Consider the following 18,363-nt stretch of genomic DNA (forward strand, 5'->3'; position numbering starts at 1 on the left):
ATCACTCATATAAGGAGCGGTTATGCGCGTAATCGGTGTGGCGATTCTGATTTCCCTTCTCAGTGCCTGCAGCGGACCCTGGGGCGCCGAAAAACCGGTCCCGGCGGCAGAAACCCGTCAGCAGACCTGCCAGCCTGGCACCAATCCCAGCCAGAATGACTGCGGTCACTTTCCCGAACCGGAATTTCACTGACACACCCGCACAGTGTGTTACGGGATCGCATTTGCGCTATTTCATCGCATAACAAGGCTTTACACGCCGATGGCCGGTCAGTAAAGTAGCGCCCAGACATCATTTCTGATGCGTAAGCGTTAACGTCAACCAACGCCCCCGCAGCGCTGCTGCCTGTGATGATCCCTGCCATGAAGACTCTGCAACCTGGTGTTAAACCTCATGCTGCGCTCTCCGGCGCCTCATTTTTTTTATTTGTGCTGCTGCTGACCGCGGCCAACCTTCGCGCACCGGTGACTGTGGTCGGCCCGGTTCTGCAGGATATTCGTCAGACCTTTGGGCTGAGCGCCGGTGAAGCGGGTCTGTTCAACTTTATTCCCCTGATGCTCTTTGCCCTGCTTGCGCCACCAGCCGCCTGGCTCGGCAATCGCATCGGACTCGAACGCAGCCTGTGGGGCGCACTCTGCTTAATGACCGCGGGTTCCCTGTTGCGCTGGCTGCCTGTGGAGGCGGCGTTATGGGGCGGAACCCTGCTGCTCAGCGCCGGGATTGCTGCTGCCAACGTGCTACTGCCCCCGCTGATCAAACGCGATTTTACTGCTCATACCGCCCGCTATATCGGGCTTTACGCCGCCACCATGTCGATTACTGCCAGCCTGGCCTCCGGGATTGCCGTTCCGCTGAGCCAGCTCTCCTCCGCAGGCTGGCGACTGTCGCTGGTGGTCTGGGCGATCCCAGGTCTGATTGCGCTGCTGGCCTGGCTGCCACTGCTACGCCAGCGTCCGTTAAAGCAGGCATCCGGCGAGACGACAGTTCTCCATCGCCATCCGTGGCGCTCGGCAGGCGGCTGGCAGATTGCCCTGTTTATGGCGCTGCAGTCGCTGGCGTTTTATACCCTGATCGACTGGTTTACGCTATTCGCCCAGGACCAGGGTTTCAGTCAGGCCACGGCGGGCTGGCTGCTGTTCTGGTATCAGGCCATCGCGATTGTCGCCAATCTTGGCTGCATGATGGCGCTGAAGCGGGTGAAGGATGCCCGCCTCACCGCCTTCATCGCCTCGTCGGCTATCTTTCTCGGCATGCTGGGGCTACTGCTTAACCCGCTGTGGGCGGCGATCTGGCTGACACTGGCCGGTCTGGGCGCAGGCGCCTCACTGGTGCTCTGCCTCTCCCTCTTTAATCTGCGGGCCAGCAATCATCGTCAGGCTTCACAGCTCTCCGGTATGGCCCAGTGCGTCGGCTATGCGCTGGCCGCGCTCGGTCCTTTGTTGTTTGGCGTGCTCCATGAGCAGAGCGGAAACTGGACGATCCCCTTCAGCGTACTGGTGCTGCTGAGCCTGCTTCAGATGCTGCTGGCCCCCCTGGCCGCACAGTCAAAACCCATCAGCTGAACGTGCGGCCATGCCGCCATCAGACCTTAACAATATGATCTGCCGGTCGCTGATGCACAGCATCAGCGTCCGGCGGGAAGCGACAGGAGAAGCGAGTGTGTCTGAACTGAATAATGCGCTGTTGCAGGCGATCCTGGATGAGGTGCGTCCGCTGGTTCATCAGGGAAAAGTGGCGGACTATATCCCCGCGCTGGCCGATGTGGCCGCAGACCGGCTGGCTATCGCTGTCTGCCTGCCTGACGGCACCCTCTTTCAGGCGGGCGATGCTGAAACGCGTTTTTCGATTCAGTCCATCTCTAAAGCGCTGTCGCTGACCGTGGCGCTGACCCGCTATGACGATAGCGAAATCTGGCAGCGGGTCGGAAAAGAGCCGTCGGGTCAGCCTTTTAATTCGCTGGTGCAGCTCGAACTGGAACAGGGTAAACCGCGTAATCCCTTTATTAATGCGGGTGCCCTGGTGATCTGCGACCTGCTGGAAACCCGGCTGACCGCGCCGCGTCAGCGTATGCTGGAGATTGTCCGGCAGCTGAGTCAGCAGCCGGACATCAACTATGACCGCCACGTTGCCCGTTCCGAGTTTGAACACTCAGCCCGCAACGCGGCGATTGCCTGGCTGATGAAGTCGTTCGGAAATTTCGATAACGACGTGACCAGCGTGATGCAGACCTATTTTCACTACTGCTCACTGTCAATGAGCTGCGTTGAACTGGCACGCACGTTTATCTATCTGGCGAATCAGGGCCGGACGCTGGATGGCAGCCAGATGATTACCGCGCGTCAGGCGCGCCAGATTAACGCGCTGATGATCACCAGCGGGATGTACGATGGCGCGGGCGAATTTGCCTGGCGGGTCGGCATGCCGGCAAAGTCAGGGGTAGGTGGCGGGATCATTGCCATTATTCCCGGTGAAATGAGCATCGCCGTCTGGTCACCCGGACTCGATGGCGCGGGCAATTCCCTGGCGGGCACGGCGGTGCTGGAGTTACTGACGGAAAAGCTGGGCCGCTCTATTTTCTGACCCTGGGACCCGACGGAGTAGAGTAGTCATCTGTGCAAGGCGGTTTGATGATGAACAGGCACGACGACTCCGGACGCCGGGGAGTGGGATTATAGTCTGCATAACAGACTGAGAGCATGTCTCAGTCTGTTTGACGGATATCCGCCAGTTCCGCTTCGCTCAGCCCGGTCATGTGCAGAATGGTATGGCGGTCCATACCGCTTTTCAGTGCAGAGAGCGTCACGCGCTGCCCCATGCCGAAACTGCCGAAGATGCCCCCACTCAGACCGGGTTCAGCTCACCACGTTAATCGGCTCGCCCTGAAGAGAGGCGGCGATATTTTTCATCACCCCCTTCACCAGATTCTCTGCGCCACTGCGGCTTGCCCAGGCAATGTGCGGCGTCAGCAGCAGACCCGGCAGATCCGCCAGCAGCGGATTATCGGCAGCAGGCGGTTCGCTACTCAGCACATCCAGCGCCGCCCCGCCGATAACGCCCTGCGTCAGGGCAGCCGCCAGATCGGCTTCATTGATTAATCCGCCACGCGCGGTGTTGATCAGCAGCGCCTGCGGTTTCATCTTAGCCAGCGCCTCACGGTCAATCATCTGTCGGGTCTGATCGCTTAACGGACAGTGCAGTGAAATCACATCGCTGGTGGCCAGCATCTGCTCAAAGCTGACATAACCGTCACGCACAGTCTGACTCCCTTTGCGCTCGGCGAACTGGACCTGCATCCCCAGCGCCTGCGCCAGCCTTCCTACCGCCTGACCGATTTCGCCCCGGCCCGCGATACCCAGCATAGCCCCGCCGATATCCTGAATCGGCCGACGATGCAGACAGAAGTGTTGCGCCTGCGGCCAGTCCCGGCGGGTGGTGCTGGCATAGTCAAATAACTGCCGGCGCAGCGCGAAAAGGGCTGCAATTACCGCCTCGGAGACGCTCTGCGTGGAGTAGCCGGGCACATTGCTGACGGTGATCCCGCGATCGCGACAGGCGTCGAGATCGATACAGTCATAGCCGGTTGCGGCAACACAGACAAAGCGCAGATCCGGCAGTTGCCTGAGTGTGGCGGCGCGTAACGGAACTTTATTGGTGATCGCGATAGTCGCCCCCTGCAGGGCAGACACGATCTCATTAACCGGCGTGTGTGTGCGGATCTCCCACTCACCCTGGAGCTGTTCGATCGGCAGTGAGATCGGCAGCGTATCGCCATCCAGCATAACTATTTTCATTATCTGTCCTTAATTGCTCAGAGAGTCATCCACAGGCTCAGCCGTGATGTTACCTGTATGTGTTCAGCGGGTAACAACTAAGTTAAATGAAGCTGAAATTAAAGTGAATATGTTCAAAGAGTGCGAATTTCTTTGCTTCAGCAGCCACTTTATTTAACCCTTTTATTCCCTTCGCGTTACACTGCCGCCCGGAAATTTGTCCCATTGTGCCTGTGTAAATGATGCCGAAATGCTTATTCAGACAACGACTCACAGCCGGTATTGCGATACTGGCCGTGCTGCTGTTGTTTGTTGCACCGATGGTCTCTAAAAACCTTGCGGCAGATCATGCCAGGATGCAGCACGTCAGCATGAGCGCAGAGATGCCGATGATGCATCATCACGGCGAGATGTCCATGATGGACCCTGTGATGATGTCCGATGCAGGCTTTGCCTGCGGATACTGTGATTTACTGGTGCATGTCCCCCTGATGCTCTGGAACTTTGTCCCGTTCATCTGGTGGATGTGCCTCATCAGTCGCGCCCCGCCGCCCCGTGCGGTCACGCCGCTCCGGGGGCGGCGAACGCTGCGCCTTCATCGCCCCCGGGCACCGCCCTGTTACGCATCACACTGACGCCATAACATTTCGATTGCGTGACAACGTCACCCGATCGCCCCTGTCTTTTGAAAAGTGTGGAATGCCATGTCCTCTTATCAGGAAACATCCCCTGCACCACGCGGCACGCTGTTCAATCTGCTACGCCGCCTGCATTTTTATATTGGTCTGTTTATTGCGCCGTTCATTTTCATCGCGGCCCTCACCGGAACGCTCTACGTTCTGACTCCGCAGCTGGAACAGGCGATCTATCACGATGCCCTGACGACCCGTGCGCAGGGCGAGCCGCAGGCGCTCTCCGCGCAGGTTGCCGCTGCACGGGCCTGGGCAGGCCAGTCAGCGCACATCTACGCTGTGCGTCCCGCGCCGGGTCCCGGGGATACGACGCGGATACAGTTCACTGCCGCTGATGCGGGTCCCTCTGAGTCACGCTCGGTGTTTATCGATCCCTATACCCTGCAGGTCAGGGGGGATATGACCGTATATGGCACCAGCGGCGTGCTGCCGCTGCGCATGTGGCTGGATCAGCTGCATCGTGGCTTGTTACTGGGCGATTTCGGCCGTAACTACAGTGAACTGGCCGCGTCCTGGCTCTGGGTCGCCGCGCTGGGCGGGCTCATCCTGTGGGCCGGTACCCGCCCTCCCCGTACCCGAAAGAACGTCCGCAGCGGGTTTGCTGCCTTGCGTCACTGGCACGTCACGCTGGGACTGCTGCTGGCCCTGGGCCTGATCTTCTTTTCGGTGACCGGGCTGACCTGGTCGCAGTGGGCGGGCAGCAACATTGAAAAGATGCGCAGCGACCTGAACTGGAAAACGCCGCAGGTGAAAACCGCGCTGAACGGTGACGCCCCGGCTGAATCTGCCGATCCCCACGCAGAGCATCGCGGCGCAATGGAAGGGATGACCATGTCGGGCATGACGATGCCCGCTAAGACTCCCGCGCGGGTCATTCCTAATCAGCCGGATGCCCGCTGGGATCAGGCCCTGTCTGCCGCCCGTCAGGCAGGACTGAAGGCGGCAAAACTCGAACTGCGCCAGCCTAAAAACGTCGGACAGGCATGGACAGTTTCGGAGATTGACCGCAGCTGGCCAAGTCAGGTGGATGCCGTTTCACTTAATCCGGCCGACTTCACCGTGGTCGACAAAGTGGCGTTCGCCAGCTTTCCGCTGGTGGCAAAACTGACCCGTTGGGGCGTCGATGCGCACATGGGTGTGCTGTTCGGCCTGCCTAATCAGCTGATTCTGGCGCTCTTTGGCTTCGGACTCTGCACGATGATTGTGCTGGGCTACCGCATGTGGTGGATTCGTCGTCCGGCGGTTCCGCAGCTTAACCCTTCACAGACGCTGTTAACCGCCTGGCTGGCGCTGCCACGCTATGCGCAGGGCACAAGCCTCATCGTGATGCTGGCGCTCGGTTATGCCCTGCCGGTCATGGGCATCAGCCTGCTGCTGTTTCTGCTGCTGGATATCCAGCGCTGGCGCAGCGCCCGGCGTCGCAGCCAGGCCCGCACCGAGATTGCACCCGACAAGCAGTCGCCGCTGGCGATCGTGCAGTCCCGCTTCGCCGTAAAGCGCAAAGAGATGCGCTATTTTCTGCGCAGCGTGACGGTTCTGGCGCTGATTGTGATTTCGGTGATGGCGAATGCGATGATAGGCGGCGTGATTGATCAGTATCAGATCCCCTTCAGCCACTGGTCGCTGACGATGTATATCACGCAGGCGATGATGATTCTGCTCTACTCCACGGTCTTTACCGGACTGCTGTCGATTCCACTCTGGTATTTCTTCCTGGGTGAAAGCGATGAGCAGGGCAAATAGGCTGTCGCCTCCGCTGGCTGTCTCTCCTTCAACATAACTGACGAAGCCGGGCAAATTTCCCGGCTTTTCATTCTCTCACTAAAGGCTATGATCGTTGTCACTGACCCTTCTGTTTAAAGGCAAATCATGAACATCCTGCGTGCTAATCCTGAACAGCTGTTTGAGTACGGCCCCTTTACCGTCCGCCGTCAGCGACCTGGTGAGCCGCTAAGCCCACTGGTCAGCGTTGATCTGATGTCGCTGAAACTGGATGCCCGGATCCCGATGCAGCAGCACTGGAATGAAGAGGTTTTTACCTATCTGTGGCGGGGATCGATGCAGCATCAGGACAGTAACGGCGAGCGGACCCAGCTCTCGGCTAAGCGGGTGATGGTGGTCAATGCGGGTGACGGCGTTCAGTACGAAGAGTCGGTGCCTCTGTTTGAAGCGGAACTGTTACAGGCGGTTATCCGTCCCGCCCAGCCTGGGGGTGAAGCTATGACCCAGGTGCTGGAGCGCGATCAGGGCATTATGAGTAATGGCTGGACCGAACTGGCCGGGCCGGAGGAGTCAGACGCCCCGCTGGAACTGCGTCAGGCAGCCTATATCTATGACACCCTGCTGGAGCGCAACCACACGCTGGACGTGCCCACCCTGCCGGGCTTTGTGGCTTATCTCGTCGTGCTGGAAGGCAGCATTCGTATCGGCGAGGCGCGACTGGGTCGGGGTGATGCGGTCAGCGGGCTGGCGGCCGGGAGTGAAATCACGGGTGACCGGGATGCCAATCTGGTCTGCTTCCTGATCAGGCCCGATCACGCTGCATAAAAAACGCGCTGCCTTTCCCGGTGAGGTCGCAGGCAGCGCTACGCTCCAATTAAAAGCGCCGCGCGGGACGATTTCCACGCGGCAATGTTTGTCCTTACTCCCGGTTACGGGGCTGCTTCGCCTGAACCCGTTTATAAACGTGGTCAAACTGACGCACATCGTCGAGTAACCAGTGGCGCTGCGTCAGCGGCGCATCATCCAGTGCCTGCGGCAGCGGCACCCCATCCAGTGAACCCCGACAGCAAAAGGCGCGCGCCAGGGTCGGCGTGGCAATACCAATGTAACGGGCAAATTCGGGCAACGTCATCAGTGCAGCACTCATCTTCCACCTCCGGCAATTAACTTTCCTCTGCATTCTCAGGCTAAATCTTTACTGCTTTTATTGATCTGAAACATGGATGTGGTACTAATCTTCTGCCTGCTGATGAGAAAGCTCGCCTCGCCCACCGCAAACCGAGAAAGAAGTGAGGAACCTGTGCGCCATTATGGATTGATGATAGCCCTGCTGTTTTCCGGCGTTGCTTCCGCCCACACCCTGACACCCGGCCAGCCGGTTCCGCCGGTCTTTGTGGCCGATAAAGGCGAAATGGTGCTGAATGAGGGCGATATCGGCTACCAGCGCTGGAACAGTCAGGCGCTGACCGGCAAAGTGCGGCTGGTGATCCATGTCGCCGGGCGTCTTTCAGCCAAAGAGCAGAGTGCTGCCCTGATTGAGGCCGTTCAGCAGGCCAGTCTGCCGCGCGATCGCTTTCAGACCACCACCATCGTGAATACCGACGACGCCCTGCCCGGCAGCGCCATTTTTGTGGTGCGCAGCATCGCCTCCAGCAAAAAAGCCGCTCCCTGGCAGCAATTCATCATCGACAGCAGCGGCGTGACGGCGCATAGCTGGCATCTTCAGCCAGAAAGCGCAGCCGTCGTGGTCGTTGATCAGCAAGGTATTGTGCGCTTCGCTAAAGATGGCGCATTATCTGCTGACAACGTCGCCAGCGTGATGAAACAGCTACGGGCATTGCTGGGCTGATGGCCGCTTAGTTTTCACCCGGCTGTCACCGCAAATCGCGGAATGCTCCTGAATTTCCCGACATTTTTTTATACCGTAAGCTACGCTTAGTTGTAATGGATTTACCCGCCGTTCTTTGAAAACCTGCCCACTATGCCGGGGCAGCCGGGGACGATGATTGAAGATGGCATCGAATCATTTCGACCTGCTGTGACTTCCTCTGTAGATAAGGACAGCCCTGATGACGGTCTGCGCAGAAAAACACGTCAATGTCATACACAGCGATGCAGCGATTCTGTTGAACGATATCGAGCAACGGCTCGATCAGCTTTTACCGGTCGACAGTGAACGTGACCTGGTCGGCGCGGCAATGCGCGACGGCGCGCTGGCGCCGGGAAAACGTATTCGTCCGCTGCTGCTGCTGCTGACCGCGCGCGATCTGGGGTGCAATGCCAGCGCAGCCGGTCTGCTTGACCTCGCCTGCGCGGTTGAGATGGTGCACGCCGCTTCGCTGATCCTGGACGATATGCCCTGCATGGATGATGCGCAGCTGCGGCGCGGACGCCCTACCATCCACTGTCAGTATGGTGAACATGTCGCCATCCTCGCTGCTGTGGCCCTGCTGAGTAAGGCCTTTGGTCTGGTCGCCGTGGCAGAGGGCTTAACCGCCAGCGCCAGAACGGACGCGGTTGCAGAGCTGTCTCAGGCGGTTGGGATGCAGGGGCTGGTGCAGGGGCAGTTCAAGGATCTCTCGGAGGGAGATAAACCCCGCAGCGCCGACGCCATTCTGATGACCAATCACTTCAAAACCAGCACCCTGTTCTGCGCCTCCATGCAGATGGCCTCTATCGTCGCGGAAGCCCCCAAAGAAGCCCGCGAACAGCTGCACCGCTTTTCGCTGAATCTCGGTCAGGCGTTTCAGCTGCTGGACGATCTCACTGACGGAATGAGTGACACCGGTAAAGATGCCCATCAGGATGAGGGAAAATCGACGCTGGTGAACCTTCTCGGCGCAAAAGCGGTGGAATCGCAACTGCGCGACCATCTGCGCTGCGCCGGAGAACACCTGTTGTCCGCCTGCCGCGACGGTTACGCCACCCATCATTTTGTTCAGGCCTGGTTTGAGAAAAAACTCGCTGCCGTCAGTTAAGGATGCTGCATGAGCCACTTTGCGGTTATTGCACCGCCCTTCTATAGCCATGTGCAGGCGCTTCAGCATCTCAGCCAGGCCCTGATAGCACGCGGACACCGTATCACCTTTATTCAGCAGACGGACGTCAGCGCACTGCTCACCGACCGCCGCATCGGCTTTTTTCCGCTGGGCTTAACTTCGCATCCTGCCGGGAGTCTGGCGCATACCCTGCAGCTGGCTGCACACCCCCTTGGCCCGTCGATGCTGAAACTGATCAGTGAGATGGCGCGCAGCAGCGATATGCTCTGTCGCGAACTGCCGGTGGTGCTGAATACGCTGGCAGTGGATGGCGTGATTGTCGATCAGATGGAGCCGGCCGGCGCGCTGGCCGCTGAGGCGCTCGATCTGCCCTATGTTTCGGTGGCCTGTGCCCTGCCACTTAACCGTGAAGCGGATTTCCCGCTGGCAGTGATGCCGTTTGACTATGGCACCAGCGACCAGGCGCGCGAACGTTATCGTGCCAGTGAAAAAATCTACGACTGGCTGATGCGCCGCCACGACAGGGTAATCGCCCGTAACGCCCATGCAATGGGGCTGTCACCGCGGGAAAAGCTGCACCACTGTTTTTCTCCGCTGGCACAGATCAGCCAGCTGATCCCGGCGCTGGATTTTCCCCGTCATGCGCTGCCCGACCATTTTCATGCTGTTGGCCCGCTGCGTGCCCCGGACGCGCCCCAGGCCACACAGCCGCGCTATTTTCCGCATGGCAACAGGCCGCGCATTTTTGCTTCCCTCGGCACCCTGCAGGGACACCGTTACGGCCTGTTTAAAACGATCGTCCGCGCCTGTCAGGAGATCGACGCGCAGTTACTGCTGGCCCACTGTGGCCGCCTGTCGCCGTTTCAGGCAGAGAAACTGGCGCAGGCCAGCCATGTTCAGGTTGTCGATTTTGCTGACCAGGCCGCCGCGCTGGCCCAGGCCGACCTGGCCATTACCCACGGCGGCATGAACACGGTGCTGGATGCGATTAACCATCTGACGCCTCTGCTGACAATCCCGCTGGCCTTTGATCAGCCGGGCGTGGCAGCCAGGGTGGTCTGGCACGGTATCGGCCGCCGCGCCTCACGCTTTACCACCAGTCACGCCATGGCCCGCCAGCTGCAGACCTTACTGACGGATACGCACTATGCTGAGCAGATGAATCCCCTGCGCGCCGCGCTTCGTCAGGCGGGTGGCGCCTCGCTGGCAGCGGACATCGTCGAGCAGGCGATGCTGACCCGCCAGCCCGTGCTGAACGGGAGTGCCTATGCCACGGTATGATCTGATTCTGGTGGGCGCGGGTCTGGCCAACGGGCTGATTGCGCTGCGCCTCCGCCAGCAGCGGCCGTCGCTGCGCATCCTGCTGATTGACGCGGAGAGTCAGCCTGGCGCCCATCACACCTGGTCCTTTCATGCAGACGACCTGACTGAAGCGCAGCACCGCTGGATCGCCCCGCTGGTGGTGCATCACTGGCCCGGTTATGAGGTGCGCTTTCCGCAGCGTCAGCGCCATCTGAACAGTGGCTATTTTTGTGTCACCGCAGAGCGCTTCGCTCAGGTCATGCGCGATCACTTTGCCGCTGACCTGCTGCTGAATACGCGTGTCGCAACGCTCGATTCACACTCGGTTACGCTGGAGGATGGACGGGTAGTGGAAGCGGATGCCGTGATTGATGGCCGGGGCTACCAGCCCGATGGCGCGCTGCGCATGGGCTTTCAGTCGTTTGTCGGACAGGAGTGGCAGCTCGGTGCTCCACACGGGCTGACCGCGCCAATTATTATGGATGCCACGGTTGACCAGCAGGCCGGCTATCGCTTTGTCTACAGCCTGCCCTTTTCGGCCGATACGCTGCTGATTGAAGACACCCATTATATCGACCGCGCCACGCTGGACGGGGAGCGCGCCCGCCAGAATATTCGTGACTATGCGGCACAGCAGGGCTGGCAGCTGGCCCGTTTGCTGCGCGAAGAGCAGGGTGCCCTGCCCATCACGCTGACAGGCGACGTTGACGCATTCTGGCAGAAGCGTGACCTGCCGTGCAGCGGCTTACGCGCCGGGTTGTTTCATCCCACCACCGGCTACTCACTGCCGCTGGCAGTGGCGCTGGCTGATCGGCTGGCGGAGATGCCCGTAATGACATCGGCCTCACTCAACGCCACTATCAGACAGGTGGCCTCCGAGGCCTGGCAGCAGCAGCGCTTCTTTCGCATGCTGAACCGGATGCTGTTTCTGGCGGGGCCAGCCGGGCAGCGCTGGCAGGTGATGCAACGTTTTTATGGCCTTCCCGAAGGTCTGATCGCCCGTTTTTATGCGGGAAAACTTACTTTGCCTGATCGGCTGCGTATTTTAAGCGGCAAGCCCCCGGTCCCCGTACTGGCGGCGTTACAGGCTATCATGACTCCTCACCGTCAACAGGCGATGCAATGAACAGAACGACAGTAATTGGCGCAGGCTTTGGTGGTCTGGCGCTGGCGATTCGCCTTCAGGCGTCAGGCATTCCCACCCGACTGCTGGAGAAGCGCGATAAGCCAGGCGGCCGGGCGTATGTTTATCAGGATCAGGGCTACACCTTTGATGCCGGCCCGACGGTGATCACCGATCCCAGCGCGATTGAAGAGTTATTTACGCTGGCGGGCAAAAAGCTCGCTGACTATGTTGAGCTGCTGCCGGTCAGGCCCTTTTATCGTCTCTGCTGGGAGTCAGGGAGGGTGTTCAGTTATGACAACGATCAGCCCGAACTGGAAGCGCAGATCGCCGCCTTTAATCCGCGTGATGTCGAAGGCTATCGCCGTTTTCTGGCTTACTCCCGCGCCGTGTTCGCCGAAGGCTATCTGAAACTGGGCACTGTGCCGTTTCTCTCGTTCCGCGACATGCTGCGTGCCGCGCCGCAGCTGGCAAAACTGCAGGCCTGGCGCAGTGTTTACAGCAAGGTGGCAAGCTACATTGAGGATGAACACCTGCGTCAGGCGTTCTCCTTTCACTCGCTGCTGGTCGGCGGCAATCCCTTTGCCACCTCCTCCATCTACACGCTGATTCATGCGCTGGAACGTGAATGGGGGGTCTGGTTCCCGCGCGGCGGCACGGGCGCACTGGTGCAGGGCATGGTAAAACTGTTCGAGGATCTGGGTGGCGAAGTGGAACTGAATGCCAGCGTGGCCCGGCTGGAAACGCAGGAAAACCGGATTACGGCCGTCCATCTCGAAGATGGCCGGGTACTCCCGACCCGCGCCGTCGCCTCCAACGCAGACGTGGTTCACACCTACCATGATCTGCTGCGTCAGCATCCCCCTTCTGTGGCGCAGGGAAAGACACTGCAGAACAAGCGCATGAGCAACTCCCTGTTTGTGCTCTATTTTGGCCTGAATCATCATCATGACCAGCTGGCTCACCACACCGTCTGCTTCGGCCCGCGCTATCGTGAACTGATCGATGAGATCTTCAATCGTGATGGCCTGGCCGAGGACTTCTCGCTCTACCTGCATGCCCCCTGTGTCACCGATCCCTCGCTGGCTCCGGAAGGCTGCGGCAGCTACTACGTGCTGGCCCCGGTACCGCATCTCGGCACGGCTGATATCGACTGGGCGGTTGAAGGTCCGCGCCTGCGCGACCGTATTTTTGACTATCTGGAACAGCACTACATGCCGGGCCTGCGCAGTCAGCTGGTGACGCACCGCATCTTTACGCCGTTCGATTTTCGCGATGAGCTGAACGCCTATCAGGGCTCCGCCTTCTCGGTTGAACCCATCCTGACCCAGAGCGCCTGGTTCCGGCCACATAACCGCGATAAACACCTCAGTAACCTCTACCTGGTCGGCGCAGGCACGCATCCGGGCGCAGGCATTCCTGGCGTGGTGGGCTCGGCGAAAGCCACGGCAGGATTGATGCTGGAGGATCTGGCTTGAACAGTCCGTCACTGCTCGATCATGCTGTAGAAACCATGGAAGTGGGTTCAAAAAGCTTTGCCACGGCATCGAAACTGTTCGATGCCAAAACCCGACGCAGTGTGCTGATGCTCTACGCCTGGTGCCGTCACTGTGATGATGTGATTGACGATCAGGTGCTGGGCTTCAGCAACGATACGCCGTCGCGGCTCTCCGCCGAACAGCGTCTGGCGCAGCTGGAGACAAAAACCCGCCAGGCTTATGCCGGGTTGCAGATGCATGAGCCTGCCTTTGCGGCCTTTCAGGAGGTGGCGATGGCGCACGATATTCTGCCTGACTACGCCTTTGCTCATCTGGCCGGTTTTGCGATGGATGTGCGTGAGACGCGCTATCAGACGCTGGACGACACGCTGCGCTACTGTTATCACGTGGCGGGGGTGGTAGGTCTGATGATGGCGCAGATCATGGGGGTGCGCGACAGGGCCACGCTGGATCGCGCCTGCGATCTCGGTCTGGCGTTTCAGCTGACTAACATTGCCCGCGACATCGTCGAAGATGCGACCGCAGACCGCTGTTATCTGCCTGAAGCGTGGCTGGCTGAAGAGGGGCTTACACGGGAAAATCTGGCCGCGCCGCAACACCGTCCGGCGCTGAGCCGCGTCGCCCGTCGCCTGGTTGAAACGGCCGAGCCCTACTATCACTCGGCCACGGCAGGTCTGCCAGGCCTGCCGCTGCGATCGGCATGGGCAATCGCAACCGCGAAGCAGGTCTATCGTAAAATCGGCATGAAGGTGATTCAGGCAGGGCCAGCGGCGTGGGATCAGCGCCTGTCCACCAGCACACCCGAGAAACTGGTCATGCTGATGGCGGCGTCAGGTCAGGCGGTTACTTCCCGGATGGCGCGTCCTGCTCCACGCCCCGCTCACCTCTGGCAGCGCCCCGTTTAACGCCGTGACGTTCACGCAGCGTCGCCTGCAGTTTTGACAGCGGTGGCGCATAGAGGAAGCCAAACGAGACACATCCCTCTTTTCCGCGCACCGCGTGATGCATCCGGTGCGCCATATAGAGCCGACGTAAGTAACCCCGACGCGGAACATAGCGGAAGGGCCAGCGCTGGTGAACCAGGCCGTCATGAACAATAAAGTAGAGCAGGCCATAGAGCGTCATCCCGGCGCCGATCCACTGCAACGGCCAGACGCCCGTGCTGCCCAGCCAGATCAGTAAAATCGACAGCCCCGCGAACACCACCGCATAAAGATCGTTCACCTCGAACCAGCCCTTGTGCGGCTCATGATGCGACAGATGCCAGCCCCAGCCCCAGCCATGCATAATATATTTGTGCGCCAGCGCAGCCGTAATCTCCATGCCGATCACGGTGACCAGAACAATCAGGGCATTCCAAATCCACAACATAGCTTCTCCCGAACATGCATCCTGCAAAGTGGCGCAGAGGTTCAATTTTAACAGAGATTGGCCAAAACAGCCGGGCGGGTTTGGCGGGTTTTAACAATTACTGCAGATGATAAAGCGGATAACCCCGGTAGCCGGACCCGGAAGGGAAACCGGTCGCCATAACCGGTGAATCCGCGTCAGCGGCAACGGCTCAGTTATACACCAGATTAAAGGTGACGGTCCCGTCCGCTTTACCCGCCATCACCTGGCTGTCGGTCTGAATATATTGGGCGTTAAACGACATCGACTTCGCCTGATTGGGTGAGGAGACGGTAGTCAGCACCGGCAGCTGATCGGTCGGCACATTCAGCGGCACGCGCTGGCCTTCTGCGACCTGCAGACCGGGCCCATAGGTCAGGGCAATGCCCACCCCTGACGCGGCGTTACTCTGTGGTGTCAGGCTGATGGCATTTTTGTCGCCAGCGGTCGCCATGCCAAAAAAGCCGACTTTGACTGCAGCGCTGTGTTCGCACATCACCTGAATCCGGAAACTTTTTTCGCTTCCCGCCCGGCTGCCGATGCCGGTGAACTCCGCCTTACTCACTTTTCCCATCCCGACGTTAATCGCAGACTGGGATGTGACAACGGCACAGCTGCCATATTGCACCGTGAAGCTGGAGAGAAAGAGCTGCGGCCTGTCGTTGATCGGCTGGCTGCTGGCCGCACTGTTCCCCACCTTCAGGCTGGCATTACCGATGTTTACCTCACCGACATTAGCGGGTTGGTTGCCTGGATTCAGCGGTGAACGCTGCCCCGGAATTTTGTAAAACACCACATAGGACTGCAGTTTGATGTCGTGTGCCGCGTTGAACTGTGGACTGACCTGCGAGTTACAGATCGAACTGATTTTGCCTTTGCCGGTGGTGTCGAAAAAGCCGCTGTTGCAATATGAAGGCTCTTTAAATCCAATCGCGAATCCGATGCTCTCAACACCCGGTACGCGATAGATTGGCGTCGTGTGCCCTCCCGCAATTGAGGTCTGTAATCCCGACTCTTCAGCATTAATCTGAAACCCCATATCTTTCCAGGCATAGCCCTGCTCACCGCTGTTTTTATTGCAGGTAAACGCATTGGTACTTTGCACGGGCATCTGCGCAGAGATGGGGGTGCCGTCAGCGGCGCCCGGCACATAATTGACGTTATGCACCTGCACGACCACCTGACTCACCCCCTGACACGACTCCTGGGCCAGAGAGGGCCAGCAGACCAGTGCCGGGATGAGCAGCACGATCCCTTTAATGACACGCTGAACTGATTTCATCTGAAACTCCTGTGAATTACTGGCAAACCGCAGAGACCAGTCTGACCGGATTCGTGCCGCTGGCGTCAGACAGGCGGAACGGCGCGCGACAGCTTTTCTGTTTCCCCTCCTCCTGCCACTTCACTTCAACCGTCCCCTGAGCGGGCACACCGCTCAGATAGAGTTCGCCCTTTTCTGCGACAATGCCGCTTGTGCTGCTCTGATTCCCCCCGGCATGGATTGCAATCTGCCCTGTGGCACCAAAAGGCGGGAAGGTATGCTGCCAGGTAAGCGTGAACAGCACCCGGTTCCCCACATGGGTCGCGTAGTCAGCCAGCACAATCGCCCCGCGGGTCGGGATAGCCGTTTGCCCATCCAGTTCCACGTCTACATTGTCGGGCAGCGTTTCAGTTTCCAGTTCGATGGCATTTTCATGATACGGCGAAAGTGAAGGCACAATTGCATAGCCGCGGCCGTCCGTGAACACATTGCTGCCGCTCTGGATGCCCACATTGGCGGTATCCGGAACCCGGACAATCGCGAAGGTATCCCCCAGAGGCTGGCTTAGCGTCACGCCGTGCGCATGGGCCACGATCCCGCCCGAGAGGCCATAGCTGTACTGCGTACTGTGACGATCGTGACCAACTCCGACACTGACGCTGCCCTGACTGCCGCGATAGTCCAGCGAGCCGCTACTGTTCACATTCTGCCCCTGACTGTCGTGGCCCTGCTGCAGGGTGTAGTGCAGGTTATTGTTCTGCAATGCACTGCCTGACAGGCCGACCTGCTGCGAGACATCCCCGCGATTGCTGGCATTCATGCTGTAACTGACCGAACTGTCCGGCAGTAAGGCACTCAGTGGAACCGAAATATTGAAGGAGATAGCGCGGTCAGCTTTCCGGGCCTGGGTCGAGTCGGTGTAAAACCAGGCCACGCCCCAGGAGATGGCTTTATAATTGCTGTAGAAACCCAGATGCAGGGTGCGGTCGTTTCTGTTTGATCGCCAGTAGCGCTGCATATAGGCAGACGCACTGAGACTGCCCAAGTCACCGATACCCTGGGAGACGGCAATTTCTGAACGACTGCGCTTGTTATCGACAAAACTCGCCGGGCTGGTGAGCGCATTGGCTTCGCTGAAGGCATAAAATCCGCTGGAGGAGTAACGATAGCTGGCCATGCTGAAAGTGGTATTCGTGGAGGCAAAATTTTTCTGATACTGCGCGCGCACTGACTGACCACTTCGGCTCAGCCCCTGCGGTAACCGGGTGCTGGCGAAGGTCACATCCATTCCCAGCGAGCCGAAATCACCCAGACTCTTGCCCAGACCTGCCGCCGCAGCGTGATAGTTTTGCGCGAGCTGTACGCCACCAAAGGCGGTAAAGTCATGCGGCAGTCCGTAAAACAGCGTGGACTGGACAAATTCAGGTGAGCGCAGATTGTGACTGCCTGAATAGTGATATCGACCACCGCTGACGCTATATTTCAGATGTCCCTGACGCAGCATATAAGGCACCGCAGAGTAAGGCTGGGTGAAGGTGCGCACCGAACCATCGCTTTCATGGATAGTGATATCAAGATCGCCGCTCTGAGCGGTGGGATAGAGATCTTTGATCTCGAAAGCACCCGGTGCGACCACGGTTTCATAAATCACATAACCCTGCTGACTCACCGTCACCCGCGCATTACTGTGGGCGATGCCATGGATCACCGGGGCAAAGCCGCGCTGACTTTCGGGAAGCATGGTGTCATCAGACATCATCTGCACCCCCCGAAACTGCACGCTGTCAAATACCTCACCCGAGGTGTAGGTATCACCGACCCGGAACTGGCTTTTCAGCGTCTTAAGATCCCGCTCCAGCCAGGTCGTCTGAGACTGCCAGTGACTGACCAGATCGTAACGCCAGCTGGACGTGTTACGCAGACGCCATGCGCCAAGATTAGCCCCGCTGCGCAGGCTCAGCAGCGTCGAGTTCCAGCGGTCATTCTGATTGCGGCCGCTGCTGCCAGAGAGGTTATAGTCAACGAAAGCCGCTGATACGCCCTCATCCCAGCTGGCGGGATCGACATAGTCACGATCTTTCATCTTCAGGGCAATCTGGGGAATGGAAAGGTTTAACTGCTGGTGCGCAAAATCAAAGTCACTTGAGGCATCGGGAATGTAATCGCCCAGCTCAGCAATCGCCTCATCTTTCTTCAGGTGGCTGAATGCAGAGAAACCCTCAACGTTTACCCCCATCGCGGAGAGATCGGCTACCGTCAGCTGGGGAATCAGCCCGTTTTTACCCTCAACAAAAGAGACATCACGGCTATCGATCACTTTGTTGTTGAGCAACAGCGAGACATGATAGGTGCCGGGCTGCTGGCCGCCCTCACGGGCGAAATAGTGCAGATCGGCGGCCGTGTGTTGATCGGATGAAAACTCCAGCGCCGCCGGATTAAAGTAGTCGTCGGCGCGGGCAGCCCGCAACGGGCAGAACACCATCAGTATCACTCCCGGTACACCCGCCAGCCATGAAGAGGCATGCCACGTCTTTGCATATTTTCTCTTCTTTAACTGCGCGTGCTGCGTCACTTTCACGGTTAAGGCCCCGGCATCAGATCAGTA

At 59.0% G+C, this 18,363-nt stretch carries 17 protein-coding genes; 12 read left to right on the forward strand and 5 right to left on the reverse strand.

What is annotated here, in order from left to right:
- Positions 1-22 precede the first annotated feature (22 nt).
- The 3 genes from OXR04_RS14340 to glsB all read left to right on the forward strand — a co-directional run bounded on the left by OXR04_RS14340 (position 23) and on the right by glsB (position 2,581).
- Positions 23-193, forward strand: coding sequence for a hypothetical protein (locus tag OXR04_RS14340; protein ID WP_009093072.1), 171 nt, complete (start codon positions 23-25; stop codon positions 191-193).
- Between the two features lie 170 nt (positions 194-363).
- Positions 364-1,563, forward strand: a complete 1,200-nt coding sequence (locus tag OXR04_RS14345) for an MFS transporter (RefSeq protein ID WP_267371129.1) — start codon at positions 364-366, stop codon at positions 1,561-1,563.
- 97 nt (positions 1,564-1,660) lie between these two features.
- A complete protein-coding gene (glsB, locus tag OXR04_RS14350) occupies positions 1,661-2,581 on the forward strand; it encodes a glutaminase B (protein WP_200895510.1) in 921 nt (306 codons plus the stop codon).
- 272 nt (positions 2,582-2,853) lie between these two features.
- Here the strand turns inward: glsB and OXR04_RS14355 are convergent, their stop codons facing one another.
- Entirely contained in the window at positions 2,854-3,792 is a 939-nt protein-coding gene (locus OXR04_RS14355; protein ID WP_267371134.1) for a D-2-hydroxyacid dehydrogenase, read from the reverse strand.
- 218 nt (positions 3,793-4,010) lie between these two features.
- Here OXR04_RS14355 and OXR04_RS14360 point away from each other — a divergent pair, with 218 nt between their 5' ends.
- From OXR04_RS14360 to OXR04_RS14370, 3 genes are all read left to right on the forward strand, one after another.
- Positions 4,011-4,406 (forward strand): DUF2946 domain-containing protein, encoded by a 396-nt coding sequence (locus tag OXR04_RS14360; protein WP_267371137.1) that lies wholly within the window; start codon positions 4,011-4,013, stop codon positions 4,404-4,406.
- 69 nt (positions 4,407-4,475) lie between these two features.
- Entirely contained in the window at positions 4,476-6,206 is a 1,731-nt protein-coding gene (locus OXR04_RS14365; RefSeq protein WP_267371140.1) for a DUF2534 family protein, read from the forward strand.
- Between the two features lie 126 nt (positions 6,207-6,332).
- A complete protein-coding gene (locus OXR04_RS14370) occupies positions 6,333-7,010 on the forward strand; it encodes a pirin family protein (RefSeq protein WP_267371142.1) in 678 nt (225 codons plus the stop codon).
- Between the two features lie 94 nt (positions 7,011-7,104).
- On the opposite strand, the gene OXR04_RS14375 is transcribed toward OXR04_RS14370, so the two are convergent.
- Positions 7,105-7,332 carry a hypothetical protein gene (locus OXR04_RS14375; RefSeq protein WP_009093079.1) on the reverse strand — a complete coding sequence of 76 codons (228 nt, stop codon included), beginning with the start codon at positions 7,330-7,332 and terminating at the stop codon, positions 7,105-7,107.
- A gap of 171 nt (positions 7,333-7,503) precedes the next feature.
- Between OXR04_RS14375 and OXR04_RS14380 the strand changes: the two genes are divergently transcribed.
- The 6 genes from OXR04_RS14380 (at position 7,504) to crtB (ending at position 14,013) form a co-directional block, all read left to right on the forward strand.
- Positions 7,504-8,034: a YtfJ family protein gene (locus OXR04_RS14380; protein WP_267371145.1), complete on the forward strand. Its 531-nt coding sequence runs from the start codon at positions 7,504-7,506 to the stop codon at positions 8,032-8,034.
- A 220-nt stretch (positions 8,035-8,254) separates the two neighbouring features.
- Positions 8,255-9,163, forward strand: coding sequence for a polyprenyl synthetase family protein (locus OXR04_RS14385; RefSeq protein ID WP_009093081.1), 909 nt, complete (start codon positions 8,255-8,257; stop codon positions 9,161-9,163).
- Positions 9,164-9,172: 9 nt separating this feature from the next.
- The gene (locus tag OXR04_RS14390) at positions 9,173-10,465 is read left to right on the forward strand and encodes a glycosyltransferase (protein ID WP_267371149.1); all 1,293 of its coding nucleotides are present in this window, start codon (positions 9,173-9,175) and stop codon (positions 10,463-10,465) included.
- A complete protein-coding gene (gene crtY / locus OXR04_RS14395) occupies positions 10,452-11,612 on the forward strand; it encodes a lycopene beta-cyclase CrtY (RefSeq protein ID WP_267371152.1) in 1,161 nt (386 codons plus the stop codon). The genes OXR04_RS14390 and crtY overlap by 14 nt, the downstream gene beginning before the upstream one ends.
- Entirely contained in the window at positions 11,609-13,087 is a 1,479-nt protein-coding gene (locus tag OXR04_RS14400; protein WP_046102889.1) for a phytoene desaturase, read from the forward strand. Before crtY ends, OXR04_RS14400 begins: the two co-directional genes overlap by 4 nt.
- Positions 13,084-14,013 carry a 15-cis-phytoene synthase CrtB gene (gene crtB, locus OXR04_RS14405; RefSeq protein ID WP_267371155.1) on the forward strand — a complete coding sequence of 310 codons (930 nt, stop codon included), beginning with the start codon at positions 13,084-13,086 and terminating at the stop codon, positions 14,011-14,013. Before OXR04_RS14400 ends, crtB begins: the two co-directional genes overlap by 4 nt.
- Here crtB and OXR04_RS14410 read toward each other — a convergent pair.
- From OXR04_RS14410 to OXR04_RS14420, 3 genes are all read right to left on the reverse strand, one after another.
- Complete coding sequence (locus OXR04_RS14410; RefSeq protein WP_009093087.1) at positions 13,952-14,479, reverse strand: sterol desaturase family protein; 528 nt, start codon at positions 14,477-14,479, stop codon at positions 13,952-13,954. The genes crtB and OXR04_RS14410 overlap by 62 nt on opposite strands.
- A 190-nt stretch (positions 14,480-14,669) precedes the next feature.
- Positions 14,670-15,779 (reverse strand): fimbrial protein, encoded by a 1,110-nt coding sequence (locus OXR04_RS14415; protein ID WP_267371160.1) that lies wholly within the window; start codon positions 15,777-15,779, stop codon positions 14,670-14,672.
- A gap of 16 nt (positions 15,780-15,795) precedes the next feature.
- The gene (locus OXR04_RS14420) at positions 15,796-18,336 is read right to left on the reverse strand and encodes a fimbria/pilus outer membrane usher protein (protein WP_267371164.1); all 2,541 of its coding nucleotides are present in this window, start codon (positions 18,334-18,336) and stop codon (positions 15,796-15,798) included.
- Positions 18,337-18,363: the final 27 nt, after the last annotated feature.

It is taken from the genome of Pantoea sp. GM_Pan_3 (assembly GCF_026541045.1).
Taxonomy (GTDB): domain Bacteria; phylum Pseudomonadota; class Gammaproteobacteria; order Enterobacterales; family Enterobacteriaceae; genus Pantoea; species Pantoea anthophila.

Bases quoted from the DNA above. Each gene is read 5' to 3' on its own strand.
- OXR04_RS14340 (WP_009093072.1), top strand. From the start codon at position 23: ATGCGCGTAATCGGTGTGGCGATTCTGATTTCCCTTCTCAGTGCCTGC.
- OXR04_RS14400 (WP_046102889.1), top strand. From the start codon at position 11,609: ATGAACAGAACGACAGTAATTGGCGCAGGCTTTGGTGGTCTGGCGCTG.
- OXR04_RS14380 (WP_267371145.1), top strand. From the start codon at position 7,504: ATGATAGCCCTGCTGTTTTCCGGCGTTGCTTCCGCCCACACCCTGACA.
- OXR04_RS14360 (WP_267371137.1), top strand. From the start codon at position 4,011: ATGATGCCGAAATGCTTATTCAGACAACGACTCACAGCCGGTATTGCG.
- OXR04_RS14410 (WP_009093087.1), bottom strand. From the start codon at position 14,479: ATGTTGTGGATTTGGAATGCCCTGATTGTTCTGGTCACCGTGATCGGC.
- OXR04_RS14390 (WP_267371149.1), top strand. From the start codon at position 9,173: ATGAGCCACTTTGCGGTTATTGCACCGCCCTTCTATAGCCATGTGCAG.
- OXR04_RS14375 (WP_009093079.1), bottom strand. From the start codon at position 7,332: ATGAGTGCTGCACTGATGACGTTGCCCGAATTTGCCCGTTACATTGGT.
- OXR04_RS14365 (WP_267371140.1), top strand. From the start codon at position 4,476: ATGTCCTCTTATCAGGAAACATCCCCTGCACCACGCGGCACGCTGTTC.
- OXR04_RS14345 (WP_267371129.1), top strand. From the start codon at position 364: ATGAAGACTCTGCAACCTGGTGTTAAACCTCATGCTGCGCTCTCCGGC.
- OXR04_RS14385 (WP_009093081.1), top strand. From the start codon at position 8,255: ATGACGGTCTGCGCAGAAAAACACGTCAATGTCATACACAGCGATGCA.
- OXR04_RS14415 (WP_267371160.1), bottom strand. From the start codon at position 15,779: ATGAAATCAGTTCAGCGTGTCATTAAAGGGATCGTGCTGCTCATCCCG.
- OXR04_RS14355 (WP_267371134.1), bottom strand. From the start codon at position 3,792: ATGAAAATAGTTATGCTGGATGGCGATACGCTGCCGATCTCACTGCCG.
- OXR04_RS14370 (WP_267371142.1), top strand. From the start codon at position 6,333: ATGAACATCCTGCGTGCTAATCCTGAACAGCTGTTTGAGTACGGCCCC.
- crtY (WP_267371152.1), top strand. From the start codon at position 10,452: ATGCCACGGTATGATCTGATTCTGGTGGGCGCGGGTCTGGCCAACGGG.